22 protein-coding genes and 2 pseudogenes are annotated in these 26,062 nt (G+C 61.6%); 17 read left to right on the top strand and 7 right to left on the bottom strand.

Annotated elements, in window-relative coordinates; genetic code table 11:
- Positions 1 to 133: 133 nt before the first annotated feature.
- From NKJ46_RS14965 to NKJ46_RS14950, 4 genes are read right to left on the bottom strand one after another with little or no spacing between them, the layout of a single operon-like run.
- A complete protein-coding gene (locus NKJ46_RS14965) occupies positions 134 to 1,699 on the bottom strand; it encodes an adenylate/guanylate cyclase domain-containing protein (RefSeq protein ID WP_352665742.1) in 1,566 nt (521 codons plus the stop codon).
- A 24-nt stretch (positions 1,700 to 1,723) separates the two neighbouring features.
- Entirely contained in the window at positions 1,724 to 2,095 is a 372-nt protein-coding gene (locus NKJ46_RS14960; RefSeq protein ID WP_352665741.1) for a response regulator, read from the bottom strand.
- Positions 2,092 to 4,884, bottom strand: coding sequence for a response regulator (locus NKJ46_RS14955; RefSeq protein WP_352665740.1), 2,793 nt, complete (start codon positions 4,882 to 4,884; stop codon positions 2,092 to 2,094). The genes NKJ46_RS14960 and NKJ46_RS14955 overlap by 4 nt, the downstream gene beginning before the upstream one ends.
- Entirely contained in the window at positions 4,881 to 5,642 is a 762-nt protein-coding gene (locus NKJ46_RS14950; protein WP_352665739.1) for a Tll0287-like domain-containing protein, read from the bottom strand. The genes NKJ46_RS14955 and NKJ46_RS14950 overlap by 4 nt, the downstream gene beginning before the upstream one ends.
- A gap of 659 nt (positions 5,643 to 6,301) precedes the next feature.
- Between NKJ46_RS14950 and NKJ46_RS14945 the strand changes: the two genes are divergently transcribed.
- The 5 genes and pseudogenes from NKJ46_RS14945 to NKJ46_RS14925 form a co-directional block, all read left to right on the top strand.
- Positions 6,302 to 7,300, top strand: coding sequence for a LacI family DNA-binding transcriptional regulator (locus NKJ46_RS14945; RefSeq protein WP_352665738.1), 999 nt, complete (start codon positions 6,302 to 6,304; stop codon positions 7,298 to 7,300).
- Entirely contained in the window at positions 7,297 to 8,814 is a 1,518-nt protein-coding gene (locus tag NKJ46_RS14940; RefSeq protein WP_352665737.1) for a sugar ABC transporter ATP-binding protein, read from the top strand. The genes NKJ46_RS14945 and NKJ46_RS14940 overlap by 4 nt, the downstream gene beginning before the upstream one ends.
- Positions 8,814 to 9,863: an ABC transporter permease gene (locus NKJ46_RS14935; RefSeq protein WP_352665735.1), complete on the top strand. Its 1,050-nt coding sequence runs from the start codon at positions 8,814 to 8,816 to the stop codon at positions 9,861 to 9,863. The genes NKJ46_RS14940 and NKJ46_RS14935 overlap by 1 nt, the downstream gene beginning before the upstream one ends.
- A gap of 78 nt (positions 9,864 to 9,941) precedes the next feature.
- On the top strand, positions 9,942 to 10,931 hold the full coding sequence (locus NKJ46_RS14930) for a substrate-binding domain-containing protein (RefSeq protein WP_352665734.1): 990 nt from the start codon (positions 9,942 to 9,944) through the stop codon (positions 10,929 to 10,931).
- An 82-nt stretch (positions 10,932 to 11,013) separates the two neighbouring features.
- Positions 11,014 to 11,279, top strand: a pseudogene (locus tag NKJ46_RS14925) (RES domain-containing protein); the annotation flags it as partial.
- A gap of 120 nt (positions 11,280 to 11,399) precedes the next feature.
- On the opposite strand, the pseudogene NKJ46_RS14920 reads toward NKJ46_RS14925, so the two are convergent.
- Positions 11,400 to 11,564, bottom strand: a pseudogene (locus NKJ46_RS14920) (integrase); the annotation flags it as partial.
- A gap of 274 nt (positions 11,565 to 11,838) precedes the next feature.
- Between NKJ46_RS14920 and NKJ46_RS14915 the strand changes: the two are divergent.
- From NKJ46_RS14915 to NKJ46_RS14900, 4 genes are all read left to right on the top strand, one after another.
- Complete coding sequence (locus tag NKJ46_RS14915; RefSeq protein WP_352665733.1) at positions 11,839 to 12,648, top strand: class I SAM-dependent methyltransferase; 810 nt, start codon at positions 11,839 to 11,841, stop codon at positions 12,646 to 12,648.
- Positions 12,649 to 13,150: 502 nt separating this feature from the next.
- Positions 13,151 to 13,873 (top strand): SDR family NAD(P)-dependent oxidoreductase, encoded by a 723-nt coding sequence (locus NKJ46_RS14910; protein ID WP_352665732.1) that lies wholly within the window; start codon positions 13,151 to 13,153, stop codon positions 13,871 to 13,873.
- Complete coding sequence (locus tag NKJ46_RS14905; RefSeq protein ID WP_352665731.1) at positions 13,870 to 15,000, top strand: S-adenosylmethionine:tRNA ribosyltransferase-isomerase; 1,131 nt, start codon at positions 13,870 to 13,872, stop codon at positions 14,998 to 15,000. The genes NKJ46_RS14910 and NKJ46_RS14905 overlap by 4 nt, the downstream gene beginning before the upstream one ends.
- Positions 15,001 to 15,266: 266 nt before the next feature.
- The gene (locus NKJ46_RS14900; protein ID WP_352665730.1) at positions 15,267 to 15,665 is read left to right on the top strand and encodes a type II toxin-antitoxin system VapC family toxin; all 399 of its coding nucleotides are present in this window, start codon (positions 15,267 to 15,269) and stop codon (positions 15,663 to 15,665) included.
- Positions 15,666 to 15,740: 75 nt separating this feature from the next.
- Here NKJ46_RS14900 and NKJ46_RS14895 read toward each other — a convergent pair whose 3' ends face one another.
- Positions 15,741 to 16,532: a class I SAM-dependent methyltransferase gene (locus NKJ46_RS14895; protein ID WP_352665729.1), complete on the bottom strand. Its 792-nt coding sequence runs from the start codon at positions 16,530 to 16,532 to the stop codon at positions 15,741 to 15,743.
- A 140-nt stretch (positions 16,533 to 16,672) separates the two neighbouring features.
- Here NKJ46_RS14895 and NKJ46_RS14890 point away from each other — a divergent pair, with 140 nt between their 5' ends.
- Genes NKJ46_RS14890 through NKJ46_RS14880 form a run of 3 tightly spaced genes read left to right on the top strand, consistent with a single transcriptional unit; the run spans position 16,673 to position 19,684 of the window.
- Positions 16,673 to 17,782, top strand: coding sequence for an ABC transporter substrate-binding protein (locus NKJ46_RS14890; protein WP_352665807.1), 1,110 nt, complete (start codon positions 16,673 to 16,675; stop codon positions 17,780 to 17,782).
- Positions 17,772 to 18,851, top strand: coding sequence for a FecCD family ABC transporter permease (locus tag NKJ46_RS14885; protein WP_352665728.1), 1,080 nt, complete (start codon positions 17,772 to 17,774; stop codon positions 18,849 to 18,851). Before NKJ46_RS14890 ends, NKJ46_RS14885 begins: the two co-directional genes overlap by 11 nt.
- Positions 18,845 to 19,684 carry an ABC transporter ATP-binding protein gene (locus NKJ46_RS14880; RefSeq protein ID WP_352665727.1) on the top strand — a complete coding sequence of 280 codons (840 nt, stop codon included), beginning with the start codon at positions 18,845 to 18,847 and terminating at the stop codon, positions 19,682 to 19,684. The genes NKJ46_RS14885 and NKJ46_RS14880 overlap by 7 nt, the downstream gene beginning before the upstream one ends.
- 87 nt (positions 19,685 to 19,771) lie before the next feature.
- Here NKJ46_RS14880 and NKJ46_RS14875 read toward each other — a convergent pair whose 3' ends face one another.
- Positions 19,772 to 20,650 carry a GNAT family N-acetyltransferase gene (locus NKJ46_RS14875; RefSeq protein WP_352665725.1) on the bottom strand — a complete coding sequence of 293 codons (879 nt, stop codon included), beginning with the start codon at positions 20,648 to 20,650 and terminating at the stop codon, positions 19,772 to 19,774.
- A gap of 242 nt (positions 20,651 to 20,892) precedes the next feature.
- Between NKJ46_RS14875 and argE the strand changes: the two genes are divergently transcribed.
- The 5 genes from argE (at position 20,893) to NKJ46_RS14850 (ending at position 26,037) form a co-directional block, all read left to right on the top strand.
- Positions 20,893 to 22,017, top strand: a complete 1,125-nt coding sequence (gene argE, locus NKJ46_RS14870) for an acetylornithine deacetylase (RefSeq protein WP_352665724.1) — start codon at positions 20,893 to 20,895, stop codon at positions 22,015 to 22,017.
- 17 nt (positions 22,018 to 22,034) lie between these two features.
- Positions 22,035 to 22,958, top strand: a complete 924-nt coding sequence (locus tag NKJ46_RS14865; RefSeq protein ID WP_352665723.1) for a 2-hydroxyacid dehydrogenase — start codon at positions 22,035 to 22,037, stop codon at positions 22,956 to 22,958.
- Between the two features lie 14 nt (positions 22,959 to 22,972).
- Entirely contained in the window at positions 22,973 to 23,329 is a 357-nt protein-coding gene (locus NKJ46_RS14860) for a cupin domain-containing protein (RefSeq protein ID WP_352665722.1), read from the top strand.
- Positions 23,330 to 23,498: 169 nt separating this feature from the next.
- The gene (locus NKJ46_RS14855) at positions 23,499 to 24,542 is read left to right on the top strand and encodes a tartrate dehydrogenase (protein ID WP_352665721.1); all 1,044 of its coding nucleotides are present in this window, start codon (positions 23,499 to 23,501) and stop codon (positions 24,540 to 24,542) included.
- A 19-nt stretch (positions 24,543 to 24,561) separates the two neighbouring features.
- Entirely contained in the window at positions 24,562 to 26,037 is a 1,476-nt protein-coding gene (locus NKJ46_RS14850) for an NAD-dependent succinate-semialdehyde dehydrogenase (protein WP_352665720.1), read from the top strand.
- The last annotated feature ends 25 nt before the right edge of the window (positions 26,038 to 26,062 follow it).

The following is a 26,062-nucleotide window of genomic DNA, read 5'->3' as shown; positions in this document are numbered from 1 at the left end:
GGCTGCGGCGCCTAACAAGCTTGTGTTGGCTGCGGCGGCCGATGCTCCGGCGAGAAACAACGCTTGTGCTGCATGCAATCGTTTCGACCCCAAGCATCGCTTCGCGAAATTCCCTTAGGCAGTCAGACATTGTTCAGTGTTGAACGAGATAGGTTTCAATCCTGCCGACACCTGCCAGTTCTACATTGCAGCGCGGTTCGAGCTTCCAGGAGGTACGCAGGGCCTGCTTGGTTGCCTCCGAAATCTGCATGCGGTCGGCCACGCCCTGAGACTCGAGCCGGCTTGCAATATTCACGGTCTCGCCCCAGACGTCGTAGACGAATCGATGCCGGCCGATCAGGCCCGCGATCACCGGTCCCGTGTGCACGCCAATGCGGATCCGAAAACTATCGTTGCCCCACGCTAAGGGCTTCAACGCGTCCAGCATGGATTTCCCCAGTGCCACGATCCTGTCGGCATGGTCATCTGCCGGTTCCGGAACACCGCCTGCAGCCATATAGGCGTCTCCGATGGTCTTGATTTTCTCCACGGAATGTTTCTCCGCCAAGACATCGAACGTGCTGAATAGCCCATCGAGGCGCTTGATCAGGTCCGCCGGCGGCAACCTTGCCGCTATGCTCGAGAAACCGACAATATCGGCAAAAAGGATGGTCACTTCATCGAATCGGTCGGCAATGAACTCTTCGCCCCGTTGCAGCCGTGCCACGATCTGACCGGGCAGGATCGCATGGAGGAGCGAGTCGGCCCGCCGCTTCTCCGCCTCGATCCGCTGAAGATACTGGTGCTCGCGGTCGAGCCAACGTTTCTTTTCCAAACTCGAGTTGATCCGGGCGCGCAGCAGGACCGGATTGAAAGGTTTAGGCAAGTAGTCGTCCGCCCCCGCCTCGATGCAGCGGACCACCGCGTCCACTTCGTCCAACCCCGATATCATGATGACAGGGATATGCCGCCATCGGCGCTCCGCTTTCAATCGCGAGAGCACCTCGATGCCGTTCATGTCCGGCATCAGGAGGTCAAGAAGAACCAGGTCGAACTCGTGTTCCGCCAGGTGAGCCAGCGCTGATGGACCGGACTCGGCAGTGACTACCTGATGACCGTCACGTTGCAAGCGGCGCGAGAGGAGACCGCGGTTGCTGCTGATGTCGTCGACGACAAGTATGCGCCCCCCGTGGCCTGGGCTTGCGTCGTGCTCTGCCTTGATCAGTGCCCGTTCGAGCCCTGCCGCATCGATCTCAGCCTGATCCGTGGTCCGCGGATCCTCGCTGTCGGGTGCGCGCGAGAGGCCGGCAATTGCATCGACATGCGCCAACAACTCGGCCGCCGCGGCGAGCATCACCGTGACATCCTCTTCCAGCGCGTATTCGCGCAATTCTTCGGCTTCTTCACGAATCATTTCGGAATAGCCGATGATCGCGTTGAGCGGCGTTCGCAAGTCGTGGCGCAGTTTCGCCTCGATCTCGACCCCTGCCCGGTTCTCATTATCGGCTTTGCCGTGGATCAGGCTGTCGATCAGGCCATTCAGTTCGCAAGCAGCGGCGCCGACCTTCTGTAGGTCGGGTGTCATGTGGACCAGACCGAGGTCCTGCACCTGTTCGGTCAGCAACTCCTGAAGTCCTGAGATTGCCCGCGCCGGTCCGGCGAGCTGCTGTGCCAGATGGACGGCGATCGCATGCCGTTGGAACTTGTTCTTGGCAGTCATATTTTCATACCGTCCGCCCGAGCCTCATCCATTCGCGGCGAGCAATTGTTCAATTTTCTGGACAAGTCGCGACAGTTCCACCGGCTTACTATCGTAGTCATCGCAGCCCGCCTCGAGCGCCATTTCGCGATCGCTGGCCATCGCGTGTGCAGAAAGCGCAATGATCGGGATCCCGGAGGTGGCCGGATCGGCCTTGATCCGCCGCGTCGCCTCCCACCCGTCCATGACCGGCAAGCTCATATCCATGAGGATGAGATCGGGCCTTTCCGAAACGGTGAGTTCCACCCCCGATTGTCCGTTTTCCGCAATGAGGACTTCGAACCCACGCCGCGACAACCGTCGCGAGAGCATGTCGCGGTTCAATTCGTTGTCTTCTACGAGAAGGATCCTCGTCATCTTTGGCTTCCTTCAACTATAGGGGCGCTTCCGCGATCGGCGTTGCCGGCACCCGTCGACTCAAGTGGGAAGATCTGGCGCTCGAGGGCCTCGACCAACTGGGACCGACTGTTTGCGCCCTTGGTCACAACCGAGACCGCCCTGTCGCGAAGCCATTTGAGTTCGTCCGCCGACAAATCCTTCGAAGTTACGACGACGACCGGAATGTTTTGCAGTTCGGGCACCTGCTGCATCTCGTTCAGCGTCTGGAACCCGTCCATTTCGGGCATCAGCAGGTCAAGCAGGACCAAACGCGGCAGCAATCGCTTCATCAGCTTGAGGCCCCGCAAGCCATCGCTTGCCTCGTGAACCCGCCAACCCTTCTTGATCAGGATACGCCGAAGGAAGTCGCGCGAGGCTTGATCGTCGTCAATAACAAGCACATCGCGGTTGCCGCCGCCGCAAGCCTCTATCGTTCGAATAAGCCTTCGGGTGTCGATCGGCTTGGTGAGGTATTCGACCGCACCGAGTGAGAGGCCGAGTTCGCGATCTGCAAGTATCGTCGCAAGGATTACCGGAATCTCGCAGAGCTCCTTATCGCCTTTCAGTGAGCGCAGCACTGACCAGCCGTCCTGATGCGGCATGATGATGTCGAGAATGATTGCGGCCGGGCGATGCGCTCGCGCTGCGGCTATGCCTTCCTCGCCGCTTGCTGCTTCGATCGATGCCAGTCCCGCCTCTGCCAAGGCCTTGGCGATGAGAGTTCGGGCGGCTGGCTCGTCATCTATGATCAGAACCGCCCGTTCCGACGGCCTCGACGACAGCGGCTCGGCGGGTTTCTGCTCGCCAGGTTCTTCGTTGCACTCGGCTGGAATCTCCATTGTGAAGGTCGAGCCTTTTCCGAACTCGCTCTTGACGGTTACAACGCCTCCGATCATGCGGCAGAAACTCCGGGTTATGCTGAGGCCCAATCCCGTCCCGCCATAGTTGCGAGTGGTGGAGGCGTCTGCCTGCGTAAAAGCGTCAAAGAGCCGTTCTTGCTGCTTTGGCGTCATCCCGATCCCGGTGTCGGATACTCTGAATATCAGCCAGTCGCCGTCCGATCTCCTCTCGCGTCGAATCGCCAGCGTTACGCGGCCCCCCTCGGTGAACTTGGCTGCGTTACTGAGCAGATTGAAGAGGTTCTGACGCAACTTCGTCTGGTCCGAATGCATCTTCCCGAGGTCGCCCGCGGGGTCCAGAACGAAACTGTTTCGGTTTTTCGCCATCAGTGGCGCGACTGTGGCCTGGACATCGCGCAACAAGTCGGCGACGTCGAAAGTCTCCAGGAAATTTGCCATCTTGTTTGCCTCGATCTTCGACAGATCGAGGATGTCGTTGATGAGCGCGAGGAGATGGCGACCGGCCCCGGCGATCTTTTCCAAATCTGGCACGAACTCGTTCATTTGCTGGCCGCTCGCCTCTTCGATCAGCATCTCGCTGTAGCCAATGATCGCATTCAGTGGAGTGCGTAGCTCGTGGCTCATGGACGCGAGAAAGCTGCTCTTGGCCTCATTTGCCGCTTCAGCATGACTCTTGGCCCGCTCGAGTTCGACCTCTCTCTGCTTCAGTTCCGTGATGTCGGTGTAAATGGCGACGGTCCCGCCGTCAGGGGTCTTTCGTTTGCTGACGCGGACCCAGCGTTCTCCGAAGCGACCCTCGTGGACGAAGCCTGCCGGATCCTTCTGGATGCGCAGCCTCTTCGCAATCCACTCCTCCGGCGACGCGCCCTCAAGGTCGACGTGTCCGCTCGCCAAGCGACTTTTCAGAATATCCTGAAGGCTTTTCCCAGGCAGAGTAGCTCGCTCATTGTCGGGAAAGATTTCGCAGTATTTGCTGTTGGCAAGAAGGACCTTGTCCTCCGAGTCGAACAGGACAAATCCGTCAGAAATCGCCTCGAGTGCCGCTCCGATCGTCCGTCTTTGCCGCTCCGCCTCATCCTCCAGTCTTTGCTTTTCAATTGCGCTCGCCCGGAAAAGCCGAAGCGTCCGCGCCATCGCGCCGAGCTCGTCCCCTCCCTCTGCCTGTATTTCGACGTCGTAACGTCCTTCCGTCAGATTTCCGATCACCCGGTTTAGCCGCCGCAACGGGCCGACGATCGAGCGAAGGACAAGGATGGTGAGAAGCGACCCGATCATCACCACGATGGCCACCAGAACAGCAGCAGTAGTCGCCGTTTTCTGGGTTTCCGTTACGACCTCGTTCCGGGCGGCTTCTGCCTCGGCGCTCGCTCGTTCAACGAGTTTGTTAAGCGCAGCATCCACATTTGCGCTGTGGGTGCGCGCTTGCGCGAGGAGAGTGTTGCCGATGATGCGGTTGTCTTGAGTATAGCTGTCTGCCGCCTCTAACGCTGTTTTGACATAGGCATCGATCTCAACGCGGATTTCCCTGACCGCATCCGGTGATGATTTTGAAAGGCGGTCCAGGTGTGCCAGGAGTCGCTCGCGCGCCTGCTCGGCATTACGCTGCGAATTCATCAACAAGCTAACCGACAGGTCGGTCAGCCAGTATCGCAATTCGCCGAATGTTACGTGCGCCGCAGCCGCAGTGGACGCGGCGTCGAAAAATGCCTTGGTCTCCGCGGTTCGATCTGCACTGCGATAAAGTGCCTGTGTGAGAAAAATGGAGGATACGATGAGGCTGATAAGGCCGGCCGCTGTCAGCGCAGCTATGCGGGCCGAAATCGGTAGATTCGCAAAGCGACGTGTAAGCGGCCTCGCCGGCGCCGAAACCGCTTTCACTCGGTGCGGTGATTGTTCCAAAGCGCTCATTTGAACAAGACGATGCTGATCGCGCCTCCCAGATCGCCCGCTTTGCCGCCCTCCTTTGGATATCCTGTCACGTCGATCTCGCCCTTCGGCTCGCCGTGACAGGAAAGGCACGAGCCAGTATAGTATTCGGGCAGCAGCATTCGAAATGCCCGGCGTCCATCCACCGCTGTGACTTCCGTATAGGCTTCTCCCTTCGCTCTCTGCTGATCTAGCAAGACGCTTTTGATGATCTGTGCTTCCCAGGCGTCCGGAAGCGATTTGCGGTTGCGCACGAGTTGCTCTGGCGCAGTCACCCGCACCCGAGCTTCGTTGCCGGCCTTGGCGGCGAACTTGTCATTCATCAGACGCGCAAACACGGCTGGCACGAACCCTTTGAAAGCGGTTCCCGCGCGGTTGATGTTATCTTGCTGTTCGTTCACCACCTCTCGCATCGCCTCAATCTGGGCCTCAAGCAGACGACGGTCGCGCTCAGTCAATTCGCCGGAAAGCGGGTCGTGACCGGTGTGTTTTGAGTAAGCGGCGATGGCCTCTCTCGCAATGCGCTCACCGTCGAGGTGCTTGTCGCCAAGAGCAGGGTCATTGATGAGCGTCTGATAGTTCGAGATGATGCTTCGCCCCGCCCGGAGCAATTCCGCGAGTCGCGTTGCCGTCACGACATCCTCGGTAACTCCCGCTCCGATGGCCGACGACATGACAAGCGCGCCGCCGACAAGAACAGCGGCAATGAAAGTCCGCGTCAACGCTGACATGGCGGACATTTCCGTTTCCCTTCAAGGAAGGTCTTTTGGGTCTATTAGCATAACACGATAAAAGGCCGGGACCCAGCGACAAACTTCGAAGCTCAGGAAGGAGGGACGAAATACTCGGCGGCCGTTCGAAGCGTCACTGGCTTGTAAACCATCTCCGCCCAACGTTACCACCCCATCGCCAACCCACAGCTTCGACGACTTCAGCCACTGGGGTGCTGCAAGCATGGCGACCACGGGCATGGCGCCGAACGGGCGCCTCATGCGTCAACCAGGTTCCTCCCACCTAAGATTGTGACAATGAGGTCTTATTCAACGCTGTTGGCTATCGCCGAAGACCAGCGAATGAAGAGCCCGGTGTCGAGGCCAAGCCAGATCATTGCGGCGCCTAGCCCCACAGCTGGGCCAGAATACAGAATTCTATTCCAGGCGTTGCGCTGACAGCGCTACAATTGGCCATTTTCGAGAGGTTAGAAACGGCCCCTCATCATTGCGCCATTTGACAATCACCTAGAACTGCCGCTGATCTCGTTTTTCGGCATATTGAGCATCGAAACGATTGCGCAAACGTTTCGATTGCGATATCGTTTCGCTCAATCCGCCAATCAGAACAAGAGCGGACGGAAACGCAGTTAGGGAGGAGCGCTTGCGAGCACCCCATTTGAGCCGCCATGCCGACAATGGCTGAAGTGGCGCGCCGCGCGGGCGTGTCGGTTTCGACCGTGTCGCATGTAGTCAACCGTACCCGTTTTGTATCGCCCGAGAAGGCGAAGCTCATCAACGACGTGATTGCCTCGATGGGCTATCAGCCCAATGAGCTGGCGCGGTCTCTCAAAGCCTCGACGACCAACAGCGTCGGCCTGGCAATCTCGGCAATTTCCAATCCCTATTTCACCGACATCATCTACGCAGTGGAGGCCGAGTGCGCGCGTCTCGGTCTTATGGTTTTCCTGTCCGACACCCAGGACGACCCGGATCGCGAACTTTCGGTGGTCCGTGCTTTCCATCAGCGGCGGGTCGACGGCGTCATTCTGGCGCCATCGGGCGCGCCGCAGCGGGCGATCGACTATCTTGCCGAGAAGAAGTTGCCCTGCGTCTTGATCGACCGCTTGGCCGACGAGCGCTTCGACCAGATCGGCGTCGAAAACCATTCGGCAATGCGAGCCCTTATCGATCACGTCGCCTCCTTCGGCCACAAGCGGATCGGCTTCGTCGCTGGCCAGCCGGGCTTGGCGACGACCCGTGAACGCGTCGAGGCGTTCCGGTCGGCCCTGGCCGCCAACGGACTTGACTGCCTGCCGGACTATTTGTCGGTCGGGAACGTCGACACCGCGTCCGCGACAGCATCTACCCGCGTCATACTGTCTTTGCCGTCGCCACCCACGGCCTTGGTCACCGGCAACAACATGACGACGATCGGGGCAGTCCGCGCGATCCGCGAAATGGGCCTGGCGATACCGGGCGATCTTTCGCTTGCCGGCTTCGACGACTTCGAATGGGCCGATTGTTTCGAGCCGCGGCTGACGCTGGTGGCGCAGCCTTGCGCCGAGATCGGCCGGCAGGCGGCCGCTTTGCTCAGCGCTCGCATCGCATCCTCCGCGACGGAGCCGCGCACCGTCCGACTCCAGGCCACGCTTCATGCCCGCCAATCCTGTGCGAGGCCGACATGAACGCGCCGCTGCTTTCGGTCACCGGCGCGGTCAAGCGCTTCGGTGGTGTCCAGGCTCTGCGCGGCGTCGATTTCGACCTCAGGGCCGGTGAAATCCACGCCCTTCTCGGTGAGAACGGGGCCGGCAAATCGACGTTGATGAACCTGCTGTCGGGCGTCTACGCGGCGGACGAAGGCACGATTGAGATCGACGGCAAGCCAGTGCGCTTCAGCAATCCACGCGAAGCGCAGGGCGCCGGCATAGCCACTATCTTCCAGGAGCTCGATCTCGTACCGACGCTCGATGTGGCGTCGAACCTCTTCCTAGGCCGCGAGTTAATGCGCCCGGGCGGCTTGCTCGATGTGGCCGCGATGCGCCGTGAGGCCCGCAGACGGCTGGAAGCGATCGAACTCGCCATTGACCCGGCACGACTGGTCGCCGATCTCTCGATCGGCCAGCGCCAGGTGGTGGCGATCGTCAAGGCGCTGTCCTACGCATCGCGCGTACTGATCATGGACGAGCCGACGGCGGCCCTGACGGTGGGTGAGGTCGAAAGGCTGTTCGACATCATGCGCAAGCTCGCCGCCAGCGGCATCGGCATCGTCTATATCTCGCATCGGCTGGAGGAAGTGCCCGAGATTGCAGACCGGGTAACGGTGATGCGCGACGGGCGCGTCGCCGGCGTCACCGAGCCGCACGCGCCGCAAGCCGAGTTGGTGCGGCTGCTGGTGGGGCGTCCGCTCGACGAGCTTTATCCCCAGCGCGCTAAAGCGGTCGGCCGGGCACTGCTCAGCTTGCGCGATGCAAGCTTCCGGCTGGTGCGCGACAGTGCCGGCTGGCAGGCCCCGACAGGGCTTTCGCTCGATGTGCATGAAGGGGAGATCGTCGGACTGGCCGGCATCATGGGGGCAGGGCGGACCGAACTTCTCAGCGCGCTTTATGGCACCGGCCTCTCCGGCCACTGGGAGGGCGATGTCGCCCTCGATGGCCGTCAGGTGAAGCTCAATTCAATCAGGGCGGCGCGAGCGGCCGGCATCGCCTTCGTCACGGACGACCGTCGCGGCAGCGGACTAATGCTGAGGATGGCGGTCGGCCTCAACCTGGTCATGTCGGTGATCCGCCGCCTCTCGCCGGCCGGACTGATGTCGCCGGGCCGGCAGGCGGAGGCGGTGAAACAATCCTTCGGTCAGTTCGACATCCGGCCAAAGAACCCCGACATCGCCGTCGGCGCGCTTTCAGGTGGCAACCAGCAGAAGGTGGTACTGGCCAAGGAAATCTTAGGCAATCCGCGTCTTCTGCTGCTCGACGAGCCGACGCGCGGCGTCGATGTCGGTGCCAAAGGCGAGATCTATGCGCGGCTGAGGCAACTGGCCGCTCAAGGGTTGGGCATTCTGGTCGCCTCCAGCGAAATGCCTGAGCTGATCGGCCTATGCGATCGCATCGTAGTACTGCGCCAGGGGCGCAACGTAGCGGAATTCATCGGCGGCGTCGACGAGCACACGGTGCTGGCCGCAGCAAACGGCAAGGAGACCTGATGTCTGACGAGACGACTTCGGCTGCAGGCGTGCCGTTGGCGGCAGCACCGGTGCATCGCGATCCGCTCGCTTTGGTCGTGCGCTTCCAGAGCTTGATCGGCCTGGTGCTGGTCGCGATGGGCGGCGTCATCTTCTCGCCGAGGCGCCATGGCGAGATCCTGTTCCTTGCGCCCGACAACATGGCCAACATAGTGCGTGCGGTGTCTGAAACAGGCATCATTGCCATCGGCATGACCTTCGTCATCATCACCGCCGGCATCGACCTTTCAGTGGGCGCCGTGCTCGGTCTCTCCAGCGTGGTTACCGCAACGATGATGATCTCCGGCGGCTTCGGGCTTATCCCGACCGTCCTTGCTGTGCTGGCAATGGGCACCGTCTTCGGCATGATCCAGGGCATGATTTCCAGCCGCTTTCGCCTCGAGCCGTTCATTGTCACGCTCGCCGGCCTGCAGGCGGCGCGGGGGCTCGCGCTGGTCGTATCGGGCAACCAGTACATCAACATTTCCTATGGCGATGGTCCCGGCCTGGCGCCACCTGTTTTCGCGGTGCTGGGCGAGCGTCTGTTCAACAACACCGTGCCGGTGGCGACCATTGTCTTCATCGTCTTCGCCGCCATTGCCACCTTGGTATTGAACACCACGCGCTTCGGCCGCTATGTCTTTGCCGTCGGCGGCAACGAGCGGGCCGCGCGCATTTCCGGCGTGCCGGTCTCGATGGTCAAGATCTCGGTTTACGCTATCACCGGCTTTGCCGCCGCCCTTGCCGGCATCGTGCACGCCGGTCAATTCAACTTCGGCAGCGCCAATGACGGTATGGGCTATGAGCTCACCGCAATCGCGGCCGTGGTCATCGGCGGCACCAGCCTGTTCGGCGGCGCCGGCTCGATGGTCGGCACCGTCGCCGGCACCATCATGCTCGGCGCGCTCGCCAACATCCTTCAGCTTAACAACATTACCCCCGCCATGCAGCTGCTCGCGACGGCCGCGATCATCGTCCTGGCGGCCGTGCTTCAATCTCTCGTGCGCCGCCGCGAGGGTTTGGGCAGATAGCAGGCAGACGGCGGGCAGATGGAAGGCGTTAGAAACCAAGGTGTGGCCGCAGCGGCCCTAAAAAGGAGGAGAGAGAGCATGAGAACCACAGAACGAGGATCGTGGCGTGCCTGGCGGCTTGGACTGCTCGCCGGCACGTGCCTGTGCATGGCGGGCACCGCAGAGGCCGCTGACCCAATGGTCAAGGCCTGCGCCAAGGACGGCCAGTTCATCATCGGCTTTTCGCAGGCAAACAACGCCGAGCCCTACCGCCAGCATGTCAATGACGAACTGAGCGCGGCGGTCAAGGAAGTGTCGCAGTTCACGCTGCAGATCGCCGATGGCGCCGGCAACGTCAACACGCAGACATCGCAGGTCGACAACTTCATCACTCAAAAAGTCGATCTGCTCTTGATCTCGCCCTTCGAGGCAGCGCCCCTGACCCCGGCGGTGAAGCGCGCCATGGATGCCGGCATTCCCGTGATCGAGCTCGACCGCAAGACGGTAGGCGACCCAGGTAAAGACTACACCGCCTTCATCGGCGGCGACAATTACAAGATCGCGCTCGAAGCGGGCAAGTACACCGCAAAGACGCTGCTCCCCGAAGGGGGCGAGGCAGCGGTGCTTGAAGGCCTGCCAAGTTCGACGCCGGCAGTGGAGCGGCTCAACGGATTCAAGGATGGTGTGAAGGAAAATGGCAAGATCCAGGTGGTGGCCGAGCAGGCCGCCGACTGGGTGCCCGACAAAGCTCAGACCGCTTTTTCTGCCATGCTGCAAGCGCACCCCGACATCAAGGTGCTCTACGCCTCGAACGACATGATGGCAGCCGGCGCGCTGCTTGCAGCCAAGGGCGCGGGCAAGCAGGTCAAGATTATCGGCACCGACGGCCTGCCGGGCCCGGCCGGCGGCATCGAGGCCGTGGCCAAGGGCGACTGGGCGGCAACCTTCACCTACCCGACCGGCGCCAAGGAGGCGATCGAGATGTCGAAGAAGATTCTGCTTGATTGTGCTTCGTCGGTTGAGCCGACGGTGACGGTGGCTACGACCGCGATTACGCCAGAGAATGCCAAGCAGATGATGGGGAAATGAGTTCAGGGCAAAATTAATAGGACAAGGCCCCGCGAGGGGCCTTGTTGCGTATTGGGAGACGCCACGCGGGCACGCACCGTGCAGGGGAGAATCTTCTGTCACGCTTGCGGACATGGGCAGCGCGTGGGCCACGGCTCTCAGCGACGGAGAGAGACCTGCATCCTGGCCCATATATGACCGAATGCGGCCTGAAGGCATCGCTGGAATTCTGGTGCCGAGTTTTGCTCCGGGCGCGGAGACGGAAGACCGCAATCTGGTGCTACGGGACTGGGCCCCGATCTTCCGCACAAAGTGAACGTGTTCGATCCGAGCGGTCGGCTGCCGAAAGACCAACTGTCCTGGCGATGAAACAGGCCCGGAGGCTCCGGGGCTGTCCGAATGACAGAAAATCAGTCTGCTGGCCCTCAGGATGAAAGCGTTCGCGTGAACCTGAGCGGCGGAACGACGGCAGAGGAGGGGGGTGCCTCCTTAGAGGCCGGAGGCTCTGGTCACGTTGATGCGGAAGCGATGTCTGCGGCGCCGATGGAGGCGGGCAATCTCGGAGGAGGTATGGCAGAACTGTTTTTGCACATAGCGTTCGTCGACCTCGGCCGACGAGGCGAGGCCAGCACGCAGCGACTGGCCGGCGAATTTGACATGCGGGCCATTGTCGAGAAGCAGCGGACAAGACGCAGTAATGACGATGATCGAATTTTCTCTTCAAAGGCTGGGTTGTCGAACAGGACAATGGGACTGGCAGCCCGCCAGCGCGAGTTCCTGCTGGCGGCTGTCCGAGCGTCAGCGAGGGCCCGGCTCCCACGCCCTGCATTGCCAGCGACCGATCGGGAGACCTGCTGCTCCGCAGACTCGACTTCATATAAGCTGGCACTAATTATTGCCCCTTGGGTGAAAAAACCTTGGAGGCGACATGCTGAAACCATCAGGGAAGAACAATGCTCGGGGAAGCCGACTTCTATCTCTTTTTCGCAGCTATGGTGATCGTATCACGGTGCGGCGAGTCACACGCAAACTTCGTTCATACCGAGATTGGCTCAGAGCCTTTGCCCTGACGGTCCTCCCGACGAGCAAGGCTCATCACTGCAATGCCTGCGATCGCGATATAGCGGCTTTTTACCGTTTCGGAGCGTACACTCTTGTCTGCCCGCTTTGTCATGCGGTGGATCGCGAGCGGTTTTTGATTTGTGCTCTAGACCGTAGGCTTATCAAGTTGCCGGCGGGGCAGCTTCAAATTCTCCAGATTGCGCCTAGCGAGAAAGGTCTTTCAAAGAGACTCTCTCAAGCAGGCAACCTAATCAAAGGCGATTTCGAGCCGGGACGGTACGGGCCGGATACCGTGAAAATTGACCTGATGGACATGCGACGCACCAGCGATCTCGATATCGTCGTATTAAGTCATGTCATGGAACACGTGCCTGATGATCGGCATGTGTTTCGGCAACTTTGGTCATCTCTTAAGCCCCGAGGGCAGGTCTGGATCCAGGTACCGCTTATTTATCGCCAAACGATCGAAGCGACGCCATCTATGTCACTGAGGGAGCGCGACGAGCGCTTTGGTGGATCGGATCACGTGCGAGCCTACGGACCGGATATCAAGGAGCGTATCGAGGACGCCGGCTTTGCTGTCACCCGAATAAATTCAGATCGTATACCCGCCGCGGATCGCGAACGGCTTGGGCTTCTCTCCGATACTCTCTTTGTCGCAGAACGGCCCGAGTAACCCAATTTGGAATGAAAGCATTGTTGCAGCGCCGGGATCGGCTGAATTCAGCGCGAAGGCAGCTCGGTCGAAGAAGTGCGGCCCGGCCACGTGGGTTAGAACGCTCCCGGCGTCTCGCGCATGGCCATGGCCTTCTTGCGTCTGTAATCGGCGGGGTTTGCGATGCTAAACCGGTCGATCACACACAGCCGCAACCCGATAGCGCTTTCACGGCGATGCGCCTCCTTCACTGGTCCGATAATCACGGCGCACTCGGGGCCAATCGCCTGATCGACAGCCCATACGCGGCGCTAAGACGATAAGGCAATCCGACTCGGCACCGATCACGGCTGCACCTGCTCCTGTGCCGGCCCGCTCAAATGCGATCAGCCCGCTGGCCGACAAGGCGAACCTGCGCTGCGATACGTGAATCTGGTTGGCATCGATCCACGGAATGAATGCTTGACCTCAAGTTAACTTGAGCTTGTACCATTCGGCCATACGGTTTGAAGGAGCATCGGCAATGCTGACCAACATCGATCTTCAGGGACTTCGTGTAGCAGTCACGGGAGGCACCTCCGGCCTAGGACTGGCGCTTGTGCGGCAGCTTGCCAAAGACGGAGCCTCGGTCGCCTTCGTTGCACGCACTGCCGCGGACGTCGAACGCATCGCTGACGAGACGGGCGCACATGGCATTGTCGGCGACGTCGGCAAAAAGGACGACATCTACCCGATCGCGTTGCAGGCCACAGCGAGCCTGGGCGGGCTCGACGTTCTGATCAACAATGCCTCGAGCCTCGGGCCCGTTCCACTGGCGCTCCTTGCCGATACCGAGTGCGAGGAGCTGGAAAAAGCGCTCGCGGTCAACCTCGTCGGCGCGTTCCGGCTGACGAAAGCACTGTTCGGTGCACTTGCCGCGTCCGCGCGCGAGGGCCGTGGCGCGCTGGTGGTCAACATCTCCAGCGACGCGGCGGTGAACGCCTATCCCGGCTGGGGTGCGTATGGCGCGAGCAAGGCCGCTCTTGCTCACCTGACCGCGATTTGGGACGAGGAGGGGAAGGCCGACGGCATCCGGCTCCTCGCGCTAGACCCTGGCGATATGGACACCCCACTGCACGCGCTGGCGCTTCCTGACGCCGATCCGTCGACATTGAAGCGTCCCGACTTGGCTGCTGCCGAGATCATCGAACAGATGCTCGACACGTTGCCGGCCGGCGCAACACTTCTCGCCGAGGCACGTGGATGATTGCCGCCGACCGTCCGGATCGGCGCGCCGCCCGGCTGCTCGTTGTCGAGGCGGACGGGGCGACGCGCGACCTGCCGCGCACTGAACTCGCGACACTGTTCGATGGCGGCGATCTGGTCGTAGCCAATGACGCCGCGACCTTGCCTGCCAGCTTCCACGGCACGCATATTCGAAGCGACGAGGCGATCGAGATCCGCCTGGCAGGCTGGCTGACATTTCCCGACCCAACCGACTTCCTGGCGATTGCCTTCGGCGCGGGCGATCACCGCACGCGCACCGAAAATCGGCTGTCTCCGCCCCCGCTGTCACCAGGCGATCGCCTCCGGCTCGGTCGGCTTGAAGCCGTTATAGAGCGCCTTCTCGACCATCCTCGCCTTCTCGAGTTGCGCTTCCCAGGCAACCGCGCAGCGGTGCTTGCAGGACTGGCGCAGCACGGCCGGCCGATCCAATATGCTCATGTTCGCGAACCGTTGGCACTTTGGAATGTTTGGACGAAGATTGCCGCCGGGCCGGTGGCGTTCGAGGCGCCATCGGCAGGCTTCGCACTCGACTGGCGCACGCTCCAGGCCTGGCGTCGGCGCGACGTGGGCTTCGCAACACTCACGCATGCCGCGGGCGTGTCTTCCACCGGGGACCCCGCGCTCGACTTGCGCCTCCCTTTCGACGAGCCGTACCGCATCCCCGGACGCACGACGGCGCAGGTCGCGCGGGCGAAGCTCCGCGGAAGCCGCATCATCGCAATCGGCACGAGCGTGGTGCGCGCGCTTGAGGCAGCTGCCAACCCCGACGGCAATGTGCGTGCCGGAAATGGCGTTGCGAGGGGGCGCATCGCGCTGGGCACGCCACTTCGCGTAGTCGATGCGATTCTAACAGGCGTCCACCAGCCCGGCGAAAGCCATTTCGAGCTCCTGCGCGCCTTTGCCGACGATGCTCTGCTCGCCAAGGCTTCCGCATCCTTCGCCGAGCACCGATATCGCACGCATGAATTCGGCGATTCCATGCTGCTCAGTCGCCCAACGGTTAGATCGATCGCGCGAACAGAAGCGACTGAAGTGAAAGGAAGCCTCAACTCTAGGCGATCCGATGATCTTGGTTTCCAGGGCTTTCGAAAACGACGTTTTGATTAAGTAATTCATCTAAAACAACTATTTTGACACTGGTAACTTCGACTCTAGGGTCCGGAGTTCGAATTTCGTCGCCGGGAGGTCACGCGCGAGCTGCGACATCCACTCGACGTTGGGAAGTCAACAAATTTTGCCGAACGACGGTGGCGAGAGCGAATCTACGTGCCTGACGGCTTCCTCAGAGGCAAGACGAACCGCCGGGTGCTCAGCATCGAGGAGATCAACGAGGCGATAGCGGAGGCGGGCGCCGCGGCCGGATCGGGCAAGGAATGAGGATTACGGCCGACACCAATGTGCTGCTGCGCGCCTATGTCGCCGACGATGAGAGGCAGGCGGCCATTGCCGTCGACCTGCTGGCCAAAGCGGACATCGTGGCCGTGAGCTTGCAGGCCTTGTGCGAATTCGTTTGGGTTCTGGCCCGGCAATACCAGACAGAGCCCGAAAATATTGCCGCGGCGATCCGGGCGTTGCTGAACACCGCGAATGTTGTCGTCAACCGGCCGGCCGTTGAGGCAGGGCTGTCAGTCCTCGATGCCGGCGGCGATTTCGCGGACGGCGTGCTCGCTTTTGACGGCGGCTGGCTTGGCGGGGAGACTTTCGTCTCGTTTGACCGGAAGGCCGTCAAACTGCTTTCGGCGCAGGGACAATCCGTACAGCTTCTTTTCTAAGTCTCTCCGCGGTGGTCTTTCACCCTGAGCTGTCGTGTCTGGGCTGTTGCGAGCAAATCGTTAGAAATTCCCCAACTACGAGGCCGACTTGGTCGCGCAGATCGCGTAGCGATGCTGCGTCGAGCGTTCCAGCGCCCTGAGGAAGTTTATGTGCCGTGCCTGCGCGCGATGAATCGCGCCGAACCGGGTGTCGACCACAGGTATCTCGAAGCCAGCCTCCACGAGAAGCGCGCAGACCTCGTCCGCTTTGGCGCCGTGCGAAAAGTGCAGCCGCGACAGGATGCTGCGATGGCGGTCCGCCATCGCCTGATCCAGTCCGTGGACCGGCCCGCCTGTCAGGCCAATGGCCCTTTCCAGGACTTGTCGCAGATGGGTTACCCAGGTCCCACTGACGAAATCACCATCAATGATCAGCAGCCGTCCGCCAGGCTTGAGCAGCGAGAACCATTCGGCGAATGCCGCTCGCGGATCCACCAACGTCCAGATGAGATGACGGGTGACGAGGACGTCGTAGCTTTCTCCTTTTTCAAGGGTGCGCTCGGCGTCGCCGATCAGAAACCGGATGCCGGTTTCGCTCTGCGTCGCCTTTGCACGCGCGCGGGCAAGCATGGCCTCTGACCAATCGAGCCCGGTCACGGCATAACCCAGGTCGTGCATGAGATGGGATACGACGCCGGTGCCGCAAGCGAGGTCGAGCGCGCGACGCCCATCCCCAGGCCCCAAGTGCTTGAGCATCAGCCTGTGCCAGGCCAGGCGTTCCCGCTGTGAGAAGATTTCATGCCCCACCGAAAGGTCGAATGTTCCGGCGCGCGCCGACCAATAGTCGCGTATCTCGTCCCGCAGCGAATAATTGGGCTCGCCCGCCATTCCAGACCCCTTCTCGTCGCACCAGTCTGGAATGGCTCTAAAAGATATTTCTTGAGACTGAAGTCATCTTTTAAGCCACCTCTGGTTAATCCACTTCAAGAGAGGGCGCGATGAATTTCGGAAGAATCCGAGCAGGGACGATGGCGGCAGCTATCGCCGCCCTGTCGATGACGCTGGCCGCCAGGGCCGAAATGGTTGCAGTGACTGACATCACGGGCCGCCAGGTCGAGGTGAACGTCCCGGTTGAGAAGGTAATCCTGGGTGAGGGCCGGCAGGTCTATCTCGTCGCGGCACTCGACACCGAGGATCCGTTCAAGCGCATCGCTGGCTGGCGCGAGGATTTCAGCCAGGCGGATCCGGACAATTACGCCGCCTATCTGGAAAAATTCCCCAGGATGGGGGAGATCCCGACTTTTGGCGGCTTCAAGGACGGTACTTTCGACGTCGAGCAGGCCGTCTCGCTCAGGCCCGACGTCATCCTGATGAATATCGAATCGAAGCAGGCTACGGAAGACGGCAAGTATATCGAGAAGCTCGCCGCCGCCGGCATTCCGTTGGTCTATGTCGATTTCCGCGAGCGCCCCTTCACCAACACCGAACCCAGCATGCGCCTGTTTGGCAAGCTGTTCGGCAAGGAGGAGCGCGCTGAGGAATTCATCACCTGGCGCGCCGCCGAGATCGCGCTCGTTACCGACGTCATCGAGCGGGCCAAGCCGGAACGGCCCAAGGTCTTCATCGAACGCGCCGGCGGCTATTCCGACGACTGCTGCATGAGCTTCGGCGACGACAATTTCGGCAAATTCGTCGAGATGGCAGGCGGCGACAACATCGCCAAGGGCATCATCCCCGGCACGTTCGGCACACTCAATCCCGAACAGATCATCGCATCCGACCCGGATCAGATCATCGTCACCGGCGGATGGTGGGACGCCTATGTGCCGGGCGGTGCCTGGGTCGGCGTCGGGCCCGGCCGTGATCAGGCAGAGGCGCTGCGCAAGCTGAAGGCGCTGACCGAGCGGCCGGCGCTGACCGGCGTGAAGGCCGTCGAGGATGGCGCGGTGCATGCCATCTGGCATCAGTTCTACAACAGCCCCTATCAGTTCGTGGCTATCCAGCAGATGGCCAAGTGGCTGCATCCGGATCTCTTCGCCGATCTCGATCCCGAGGCGACCTTCAGAGAGTTGCACGAGAAATTCTTGCCCGTAGCATACCGGCCCGGCCACTGGGTTTCGCTGACCGATGTCGATTGAATCGACGGCCGTCAGCACCGCGCTCGACAGCACCGATGGACGAGGGCGTTACCGCGCTCTCGTCTGGCGGCGGCAGTTGATCCTTGCCGGCCTCGGCGCTGCCCTGCTCTTCAGCCTGTGCGTCGACCTTGCGGTCGGTCCCGCCCGCTACGGACTTGGCGAGGTCATGCGGGCGCTTGTGTTTCCCGACACGGTGCCGCAGCAGGTGCGCGTGGTGCTCTGGGACATCCGCATGCCGGTCGCCCTGATGGCCATTGTCGTCGGGGCAGCGCTCGCCGTGGCCGGCGCGCAGTTGCAGACCATCCTCAACAACCCGCTGGCGAGCCCCTTCACGCCCGGCATATCCGCCGCCGCGAGCTTCGGCGCCGCGCTTGCACTTGCCTTCGGGGTGAGGCTTGTCCCCGCCGCAGTCGAATATGTGGTGCCGATCAACGCCTTCGTGATGGCGATGCTGGGGCCCTTGCTCATTCACGTACTAAGCGTAAAGCGCGGCGTCAGCGCGGAGACCATCGTGCTGCTCGGCATCGCTCTGGTTTTCACCTTCAACGCGCTGCTGGCGCTGGTCCAGTTTTTCGCCTCGGCGGAAGCGCTGGCGGCGGTCGTCTTCTGGACAATGGGCAGCCTCAGCAAGGCCACCTGGCCGAAGCTTGCAGTCACCACATTCATTCTCCTGGCAGTCTTACCCATTTTCGCCCGGCGCGTTTGGGCGCTGACGGCGTTGAGGCTCGGTGAGGACAAGGCGGCCAGCTTCGGCGTCAAGGTCGGTCGCCTGCGGCTCGAGACGCTCATTCTGGTGAGCCTCCTCGCCGCCATTCCCGTCGCCTTCGTCGGCACCATAGGTTTTATCGGTCTGGTAGGTCCGCACATCGCGCGCATGGTCATCGGCGAGGACCAACGCTTCTTCCTGCCCGCCTCGGCCCTTGCGGGCGCGCTCATCCTGTCGGCCAGCTCGGTCGTCAGTAAGTCGCTTATCCCGGGGACGGTCTTCCCGATCGGCATCGTCAGCTCGCTGATCGGCATCCCGTTCTTCATCTCGCTCATCCTGTCCAGCACGAGGCGCTCATGGTGACGATCCGGCTCGAGGCGCTCGGCGCGCGCTACGGCACGAGCCTGCGGCTTCGCGATGTGACGACGAATGCGTTCGAGGGCGGAGACATCGTGGCCGTGATCGGTCCGAATGCCGCCGGGAAGTCGACGCTCTTCAGGCGCATTGCCGGCCTCCTGGACGGACCGGGAGCAATGCATGTCGAGGGGGCCATTCGCGGGAAGAGCGGCATCTGCTACATGCCACAGGAAACGTCCGCCAACGCGGTGCTCACCGTCTACGAGTCAGTGTTGCTCGCCCGTAAGCAGGGTATGGGCTGCTCGGTGGGCGATGATGATTTGGCTCGCATTGACGAGACGCTGGCGGCGCTCGGCATCGCCGACATCGCTTTCCGCAACATTGGCGAGCTTTCCGGCGGCCAGCGGCAACTCGCCAGCCTGGCACAAACGCTGGTGCGCGAGCCGGAGATCCTGCTGATGGACGAACCGACATCAGCACTCGATCTGTCGCGGCAGGTGGAAGTGCTTGGCCTCATGCGGGGACTTGCTCAGGCGCGAGGCATGGTCGTGCTGATCGCCCTGCACGACCTCAATCACGCCCTTCGCTTCAGCGATCAGACAATGGTCATCGCGGACGGCCGGCTGGTCGCATGCGGGTCATCGCCAGACGTCATCACATCCGATCTGCTGCGCGACATCTATCACCTCAACGCCCGCATCGAGCCGTGCTCGCGCGGCATCGGCCATGTCATCGTGGATGGCGTGGCGGATGGGCGTCGGACGGTCATTATGTCGGCAGCGGAAACTGAATCCTGGATTAGGAGCAGATTCGAAGCGGCAGCCGTTCCGGCCGCGTGACGGCAACCGCATCATGCCGGTTGATCGACGCGCGCACTGATCACCTGATCCTCTGACTGCTGGTTGAAGGCGACAGCGTGCTTGCATTCAGCTCAAGGCGTGGCCGGCCAATCCATAGACCCAAGGCTCATTGTCTTCCCGGTTCAGGAAGCGGCGCCCTTTGGACATTGTCGTAACGGTCTCGGCAATGCCGAGACCGCACTGCTGGAGAAACGCGGCAAACACACCATCCTTCTCGCGGGTGTCGACGCGGGTGAATCGTCCTGCCAGTTCCTTCAGATGCACGGCTGTGAGGTGGACCGCGTCGAGATCGTTGCGCGCGACCATGGGGCCGATCACATGGCCACGTCCGAACTCGCGACACATGGAATAGCCGACGATCTCGCCGCCGCGGCTCAAAGTGCAGATTGAGGCATCCGCTGCGAGCAACGCGAGCAGCCTCTCGCGGTTTGTCCCAAACGCGGGCGTATCCTGCGCCGTGATCTCCTTCAGACTGTCGCTCGATAGCGCCTGCAATTGACCGTCCAGAGCCGGCATTGTTGGGAGCGTCTGTGGGACCTCCCCCTGGTGCATGTATACGATCGCCTCGGTCGTGAAGCCGAGTGAGACATAAAGAGGATAGGCAGCGTGGGTAGCATTGAGTGCCAAGTTGCGATCGCCGCACTGCTCGAGCACCAAGTCCATGAGCCATCGGCCGCCTCCTTGCGCTTGCGTGCGGGGCGTTGTGATCACTACGCCGATGGTGGCGAAATCGTCTCCGTGGGGAAACCACATCGCGCTGCCGAAAACGCGTCCAATACCATCAACGGCAACAATGCCGCGTCCGGCACGGCGCAGAAAGTCCCAATCCTTCGGCCGGTGAGGCCAGCGGACTGAGATCGACAGCGCGTGCAGTAGCTTGACGTCGACATCATCAATGTCCCGCGCGACCAGTTCGAAGGATTTCAGGCGTACTGATCTCTGCATCTCAATCGATCCGCTCCTTCAACGAATGCGCAAGGCACGCGGTGTTGATCCTGTCATCGATCGCCATGTCGCGACATACCCCTTTTGCCGCAGCATTATACGGGAAAGCCAGCAGGTTTAGCTGGTTCGAGGTGCTTTTTCGCAATCTTCGGCCAAAGCACGACGCAATTCGGCAGGGAACACTGCTGCCTGCGGATAGGCTGGTTGCACCCGGTGATAGTGTGCAAGCAGAGCGGACCGCCATGAACGTGGAAGAAATCCTCGCGACGCTGATTGCATTTCCCTCTGTTGTGGGCACGCCAAACGGCGCGATCGCCGATTGGATCCGCGACTACTGTCAGGCAGCCGGAGCCGAGGTGACAGTTCTCCCCGGTCCCGAGGGCGACCGGTCCAACCTCTTCGTGACGATCGGCCCGCGCCAGGGTCGGGGCTACATCATCTCCGGACATATGGATGTCGTGCCGGCCGGCGAGCCGGAATGGAGCTCGGACCCGTTTGTCCTGCGCCGCGAGGGCGGCAGGCTTTACGGCCGCGGCACCACCGACATGAAGGGCTTCCTCGCCTGCGCACTGGCCGTGCTCCCAGGACTTGCGGCGATGAACCTGCGGCAGCCAGTTCATCTCGCATTCTCCTACGACGAAGAGGCGGGGTGCCGCGGTGTGCCGCATCTCTTGGCAGCGTTGCCGAGCTTATGCGAGAGGCCGCTTGGCGCGATTGTCGGCGAGCCGAGCCGGATGCAGCCCGTGCGCGCGCACAAGGGGAAGGCCGCCGCGCGGCTCGAGGTGATCGGGCGACCAGGCCATTCGTCACGCCCCGATCTCGGACTCAATGCCGTGCACGCCATGGCCGGCGTCATCACATATGCCGTGGCCTACGGCCAATCGCTCGCGGACGGGCCGCGCGATCAAAATTTCGAGCCCCCATACTCGTCCTTGCAGGTGGGCGTCATCGCCGGTGGACAGGCGGTCAACATCATCGCTGGTCACTGCACAGCCGACATCGAGGCGCGTGCCGTGCCCGGCGTTTCTCCAGCCTCCCTGCTTGAGCCGGTCAAGGCCCGGCTCTTCGCCCTGCGAGACAGCGGCTTCGATGTGGCGTGGCACGAGTTGAGCACCTATCCCGCCCTTGCGCCCGCGAACGGGAGCGCGCTGGCGGCCGTTCTGACGGAGCTGACGGGGCAGGAGCCGCTCACGGCCGTCAGTTTCGGCACGGAGGCCGGGCTTTATCAGCAGGCCGGCATCGATGCGGTCGTTTGCGGCCCAGGCGACATCGGCCGTGCCCATCGTCCCGACGAATATATCGAGATCGGTGAACTCGCCGCTTGCCGGAAGATGATCGAGGGGCTCGGCGCGCGTCTTGCGGGCTGAAGAAAGGGGCGGTCACCATGGCGTTTCTTTTCAATTCCGATGCGGCGCGTGCTGCGGTCTTCCGCGAGATCTTCGCGCGCCAGATCCCGGATCTGGAATTCTTCCATTCCGGGGACGAGATGGAGCCGGAGAAGGTGCGCTATCTCATCACCTGGACGGTGCCGGATGAGATCTCGCGCTACCGCAATCTGGAAGTGCTGTTTTCCATCGGAGCGGGCGTCGACCAGTTCAAGCAGGACGTGGTGCCAAGCCATGTGAAGCTTGTGCGCATGGTCGAGGACGGCATCATACGCATGATGCAGGAATACGTCGCGCTCGGCGTATTGGCGCTCCACCGGGAGATGCCCGCCTATCTCGAGCAGCAGAAAAGGTGCCTTTGGCAACCGATTGCCGCTCGACAGGCGGCCGAACGCCGGGTTGGCTTCCTCGGTCTTGGCATGCTGGCCCGCGCGGCTATCGAGCGCTTGAAGCCGTTCCAGTTTCCGCTTGCCGGGTGGAGCCGCAGCGAAAAGCGGATAGAGGACGTCGCCTGTTTTCACGGCACGGACCAACTCGCGGGCTTTCTGAAGCAAACGGATATTCTTGTCTGCCTGCTCCCGCTCACAGAACAAACGCACGGCATCCTCGATGCAGAGTTCTTCGACTTGCTGCCCGTCGGGGCGACGCTAGTGCATGTCGGCAGGGGTCCGCAATTGGACCAGGCCGCGCTGATCAACGCGCTCGACACCGGTCACGTATCTGCGGCGATGCTTGATGTCACCGATCCAGAACCGCTCCCGCAAGACCATCCGCTGTGGTCGCATCCGAAGGTGATGATAACGCCGCACATCGCCTCGGTGACGCAACCGCATACGGCGGCACAATCCGTCGTGGACAATATCCGGCGCCATCGCGCCGGAGAGGAACTGATCGGCCTCGTCGATCGGACACTCGGCTACTAACCAGGAAACATCACATGTCACTTCTGATCACGATCGACACAGTTCCAGGCTTCGCGCCGAAGGAGGCACTACCGGCTCCGGAGCGGCTCATTTCCGGCAATCCATCCTTCAAGACCTGGGCGCAGGATGCCTCGAAGGGAGAAAAGGTGCTCACGGGCGTCTGGGAGGCGACGCCCGGCGAGACGCATTCGATCAAGGGCACGATCTACGAGTTCTGCCACATCGTTTCGGGTCTCGTCGAAATCGAGGAGAAGGGCGGTGAAACCAAGACCTACCGCGCCGGCGACAGTTTCGTGATGAAGCCCGGTTTCGTCGGGGTCTGGCGCACTATCGAGACCGTGCGCAAGATCTACGTCTGCGTTTACGACTGAGTTCAGGGCTCAAGGTCCGGCCGAATAGCGCGGCGGTTCCAGAACAATCGGCTTTCCAAGTTCCGCCTGACGCGATTCGACGCCGTCAGACGGCTCATCCTCGACGGAAAATGCGGCAGGCGGTCCACTATTGTTCACATGACGTTAGTGCGAATGAGGACGTCCATCAATGAAGACCTACAAGCTAGCGCTCATCCCCGGCGACGGCATCGGCAAGGACGTGACGCAGGCGGCATGGCAGGTGCTGCAGGCGGCGGCAAAGCGGGGCAGTTTTGCGCTTGATGACACAAGATTCCCATGGTCGTGCGCCTACTACCTGGAGACCGGCGCAATGATGCCGTCAGACGGCATCGAGACACTTCGAAAATTCGATGCGATCTATCTGGGCGCTGTGGGCTGGTCCGCGGAAGTGCCCGACTCAGTATCGCTTCACGGACTGCTCCTGCCGATCCGGAAAGGGTTTACGCAGTATGCCAACATACGACCGCACCGGCTGTTGCCGGGTGTTCAGGGGCCCCTCCGCTCCGATGGTTTCGACATCCTGTGCATCCGCGAGAATACGGAAGGCGAATACTCCGGCGCCGGTGGGCGCGTTCATTCCGGCACGGCCGATGAGGTGGCGGTTGAGACTGCGATCTTCACGCGTACGGGTGTCGAACGGATCATCCGTTTCGGTTTCGAACAGGCGCAGGCGCGCCGCAGGAAGCTCGCATCTGTCACCAAATCCAACGCGCAGAAACACTCCATGGTTTTCTGGGATGAGGTCACGCGCGAGGTGGCGAAAGACTATGCCGATGTGGAGGTCTCGCACTACCACATCGACGCCATTGCCGCCCGTATGGTCCTGGCGCCTGAAAGCCTCGACGTAATCGTCGCATCGAACCTTTTCGGCGACATCCTCACCGATATTGGAGCGGCCATTCAGGGCGGGCTGGGTTACGCCGCCTCCGCCAATATCAATCCCGATCGCAGCGCGCCTTCCATGTTCGAGCCGGTCCATGGTTCGGCGCCCGACATCGCGCATCTCGGCGTCGCCAATCCGATCGCCGCGATCTGGTCCGGTGCGATGATGCTCGGGCACCTGGGCGAGGGGCAGGCTGCGGCCGAAGTGATGTCGGCAATCGAGTCCGCAACCGCGCGAGGGATTGGCACGATCGCAGGCAAGGACAGGACTGAAACGATCACGCAGGCCGTGCTGGCAGGATTGAGCTGAAAGAGCAGAGGAAAAGACCATGAATGCGATGACGAAGATTGGCATGTTCAACGATTCCGACCTTTTCCGCCAGCAGGCGCTGATTGGCGGTGCCTGGCGGGATGCGGAAACCAAGGGCGTGGTCGATGTCATTGACCCTGCTAGCCAAAGTGTTCTCGGCACCGTTCCCGCAATGGGCGAGAACGAGACGAGAGCGGCAATCGCTGCCGCGGCTGAGGCCTTCAAAAGCTGGAGGAAAAGGACGCATGCCGAGCGTGCAGGACTTCTGGAGCGCTGGCACGACCTCATCCGTCAGCACGAACAGGATCTCGCGCTCCTGCTGACGCTGGAACAAGGCAAGCCGCTTGCCGAGGCGGTGGCGGAAATCCGCTACGGCGCATCTTTTGTGAAATGGTTTGCGGAGGAGGCGCGCCGGATCGGTGGCTCGACCATTCCGTCACCCACGGCCGATCGCCGCATTCTGGTGCTGAAAGAACCCGTCGGCGTCTGCGCCATCATCACGCCGTGGAATTTCCCCAACGCAATGATCGCACGCAAAGTGGCACCGGCGCTGGCCGCAGGTTGTACGGTTGTCATCAAGCCGTCGGAATTTACACCATTCTCGGCGCTGGCGCTCGGCGTTCTGGCGGAACGGGCAGGTATCCCTGCCGGCGTGATCAACATTGTGACCGGCATGCCCATCGAAATCGGCAACGAATTGATGGCCAACCAGACGGTGCGCAAGATCTCGTTCACCGGTTCGACCCGCGTCGGTGCGCTGCTCATGCGCGGCGCGGCCGATAGCATCAAGCGGCTGAGCCTGGAGCTTGGCGGCAACGCGCCCTTTATCGTCTTTGACGACGCCGATCTGGATAAGGCAGTTGAAGGGGTGATCGCGTCCAAGTTCCGCAATGGTGGTCAAACCTGCGTCTGCGCGAACCGGATTCTCGTGCACGAAGGCGTTTACGACGCTTTCGCCGAAAAGCTGAGCCGGCGCGTGGCGCGGATGAAGGTTGGCGCAGGGACCGACGAGGGCACTGAGATCGGCCCGATGATAAACGCCGCCGCGATCGACAAGATCGAGCGTCACATCGCGGATGCACAGGCGAAAGGTGCACAGATCATCGCCCAAAGCGAGACGGTGCCGGAGGGCAAGCAATATGCACGGCCCGTCGTGCTGGGAGAGGCTACTACCGGGATGCTCCTGGCATCCGAAGAGACGTTCGGTCCGGTGGCGCCGCTTTTTCGCTTCGAGACGGAGGAAGAGGCCATCGCCATCGCGAATGGTACGCCGTTCGGCCTTGCCGCCTACTTCTACACCGACAACCTCAAGCGCTCATGGCGTGTTGCCGAGGCGCTGGAGTTCGGTATGGTCGGGCTCAACACAGGCATGATCTCGACCGAAGTTGCGCCTTTCGGCGGTGTCAAGCAGTCGGGAGTGGGGCGCGAAGGATCGCAGCTCGGCATCGAGGAATATCTCGAGGTCAAGGCGCTTCATGTTGGCGGGCTTGACTAGTTATCTTGCAGGCAGGTGGAAACAC

This window comes from Mesorhizobium sp. M0166, from assembly GCF_040322255.1.
Classification (GTDB): domain Bacteria; phylum Pseudomonadota; class Alphaproteobacteria; order Rhizobiales; family Rhizobiaceae; genus Mesorhizobium.
The sequence above is the reverse complement of the archived record's forward strand: the minus strand, read 5'-3'. Positions and strand labels throughout refer to the sequence as shown.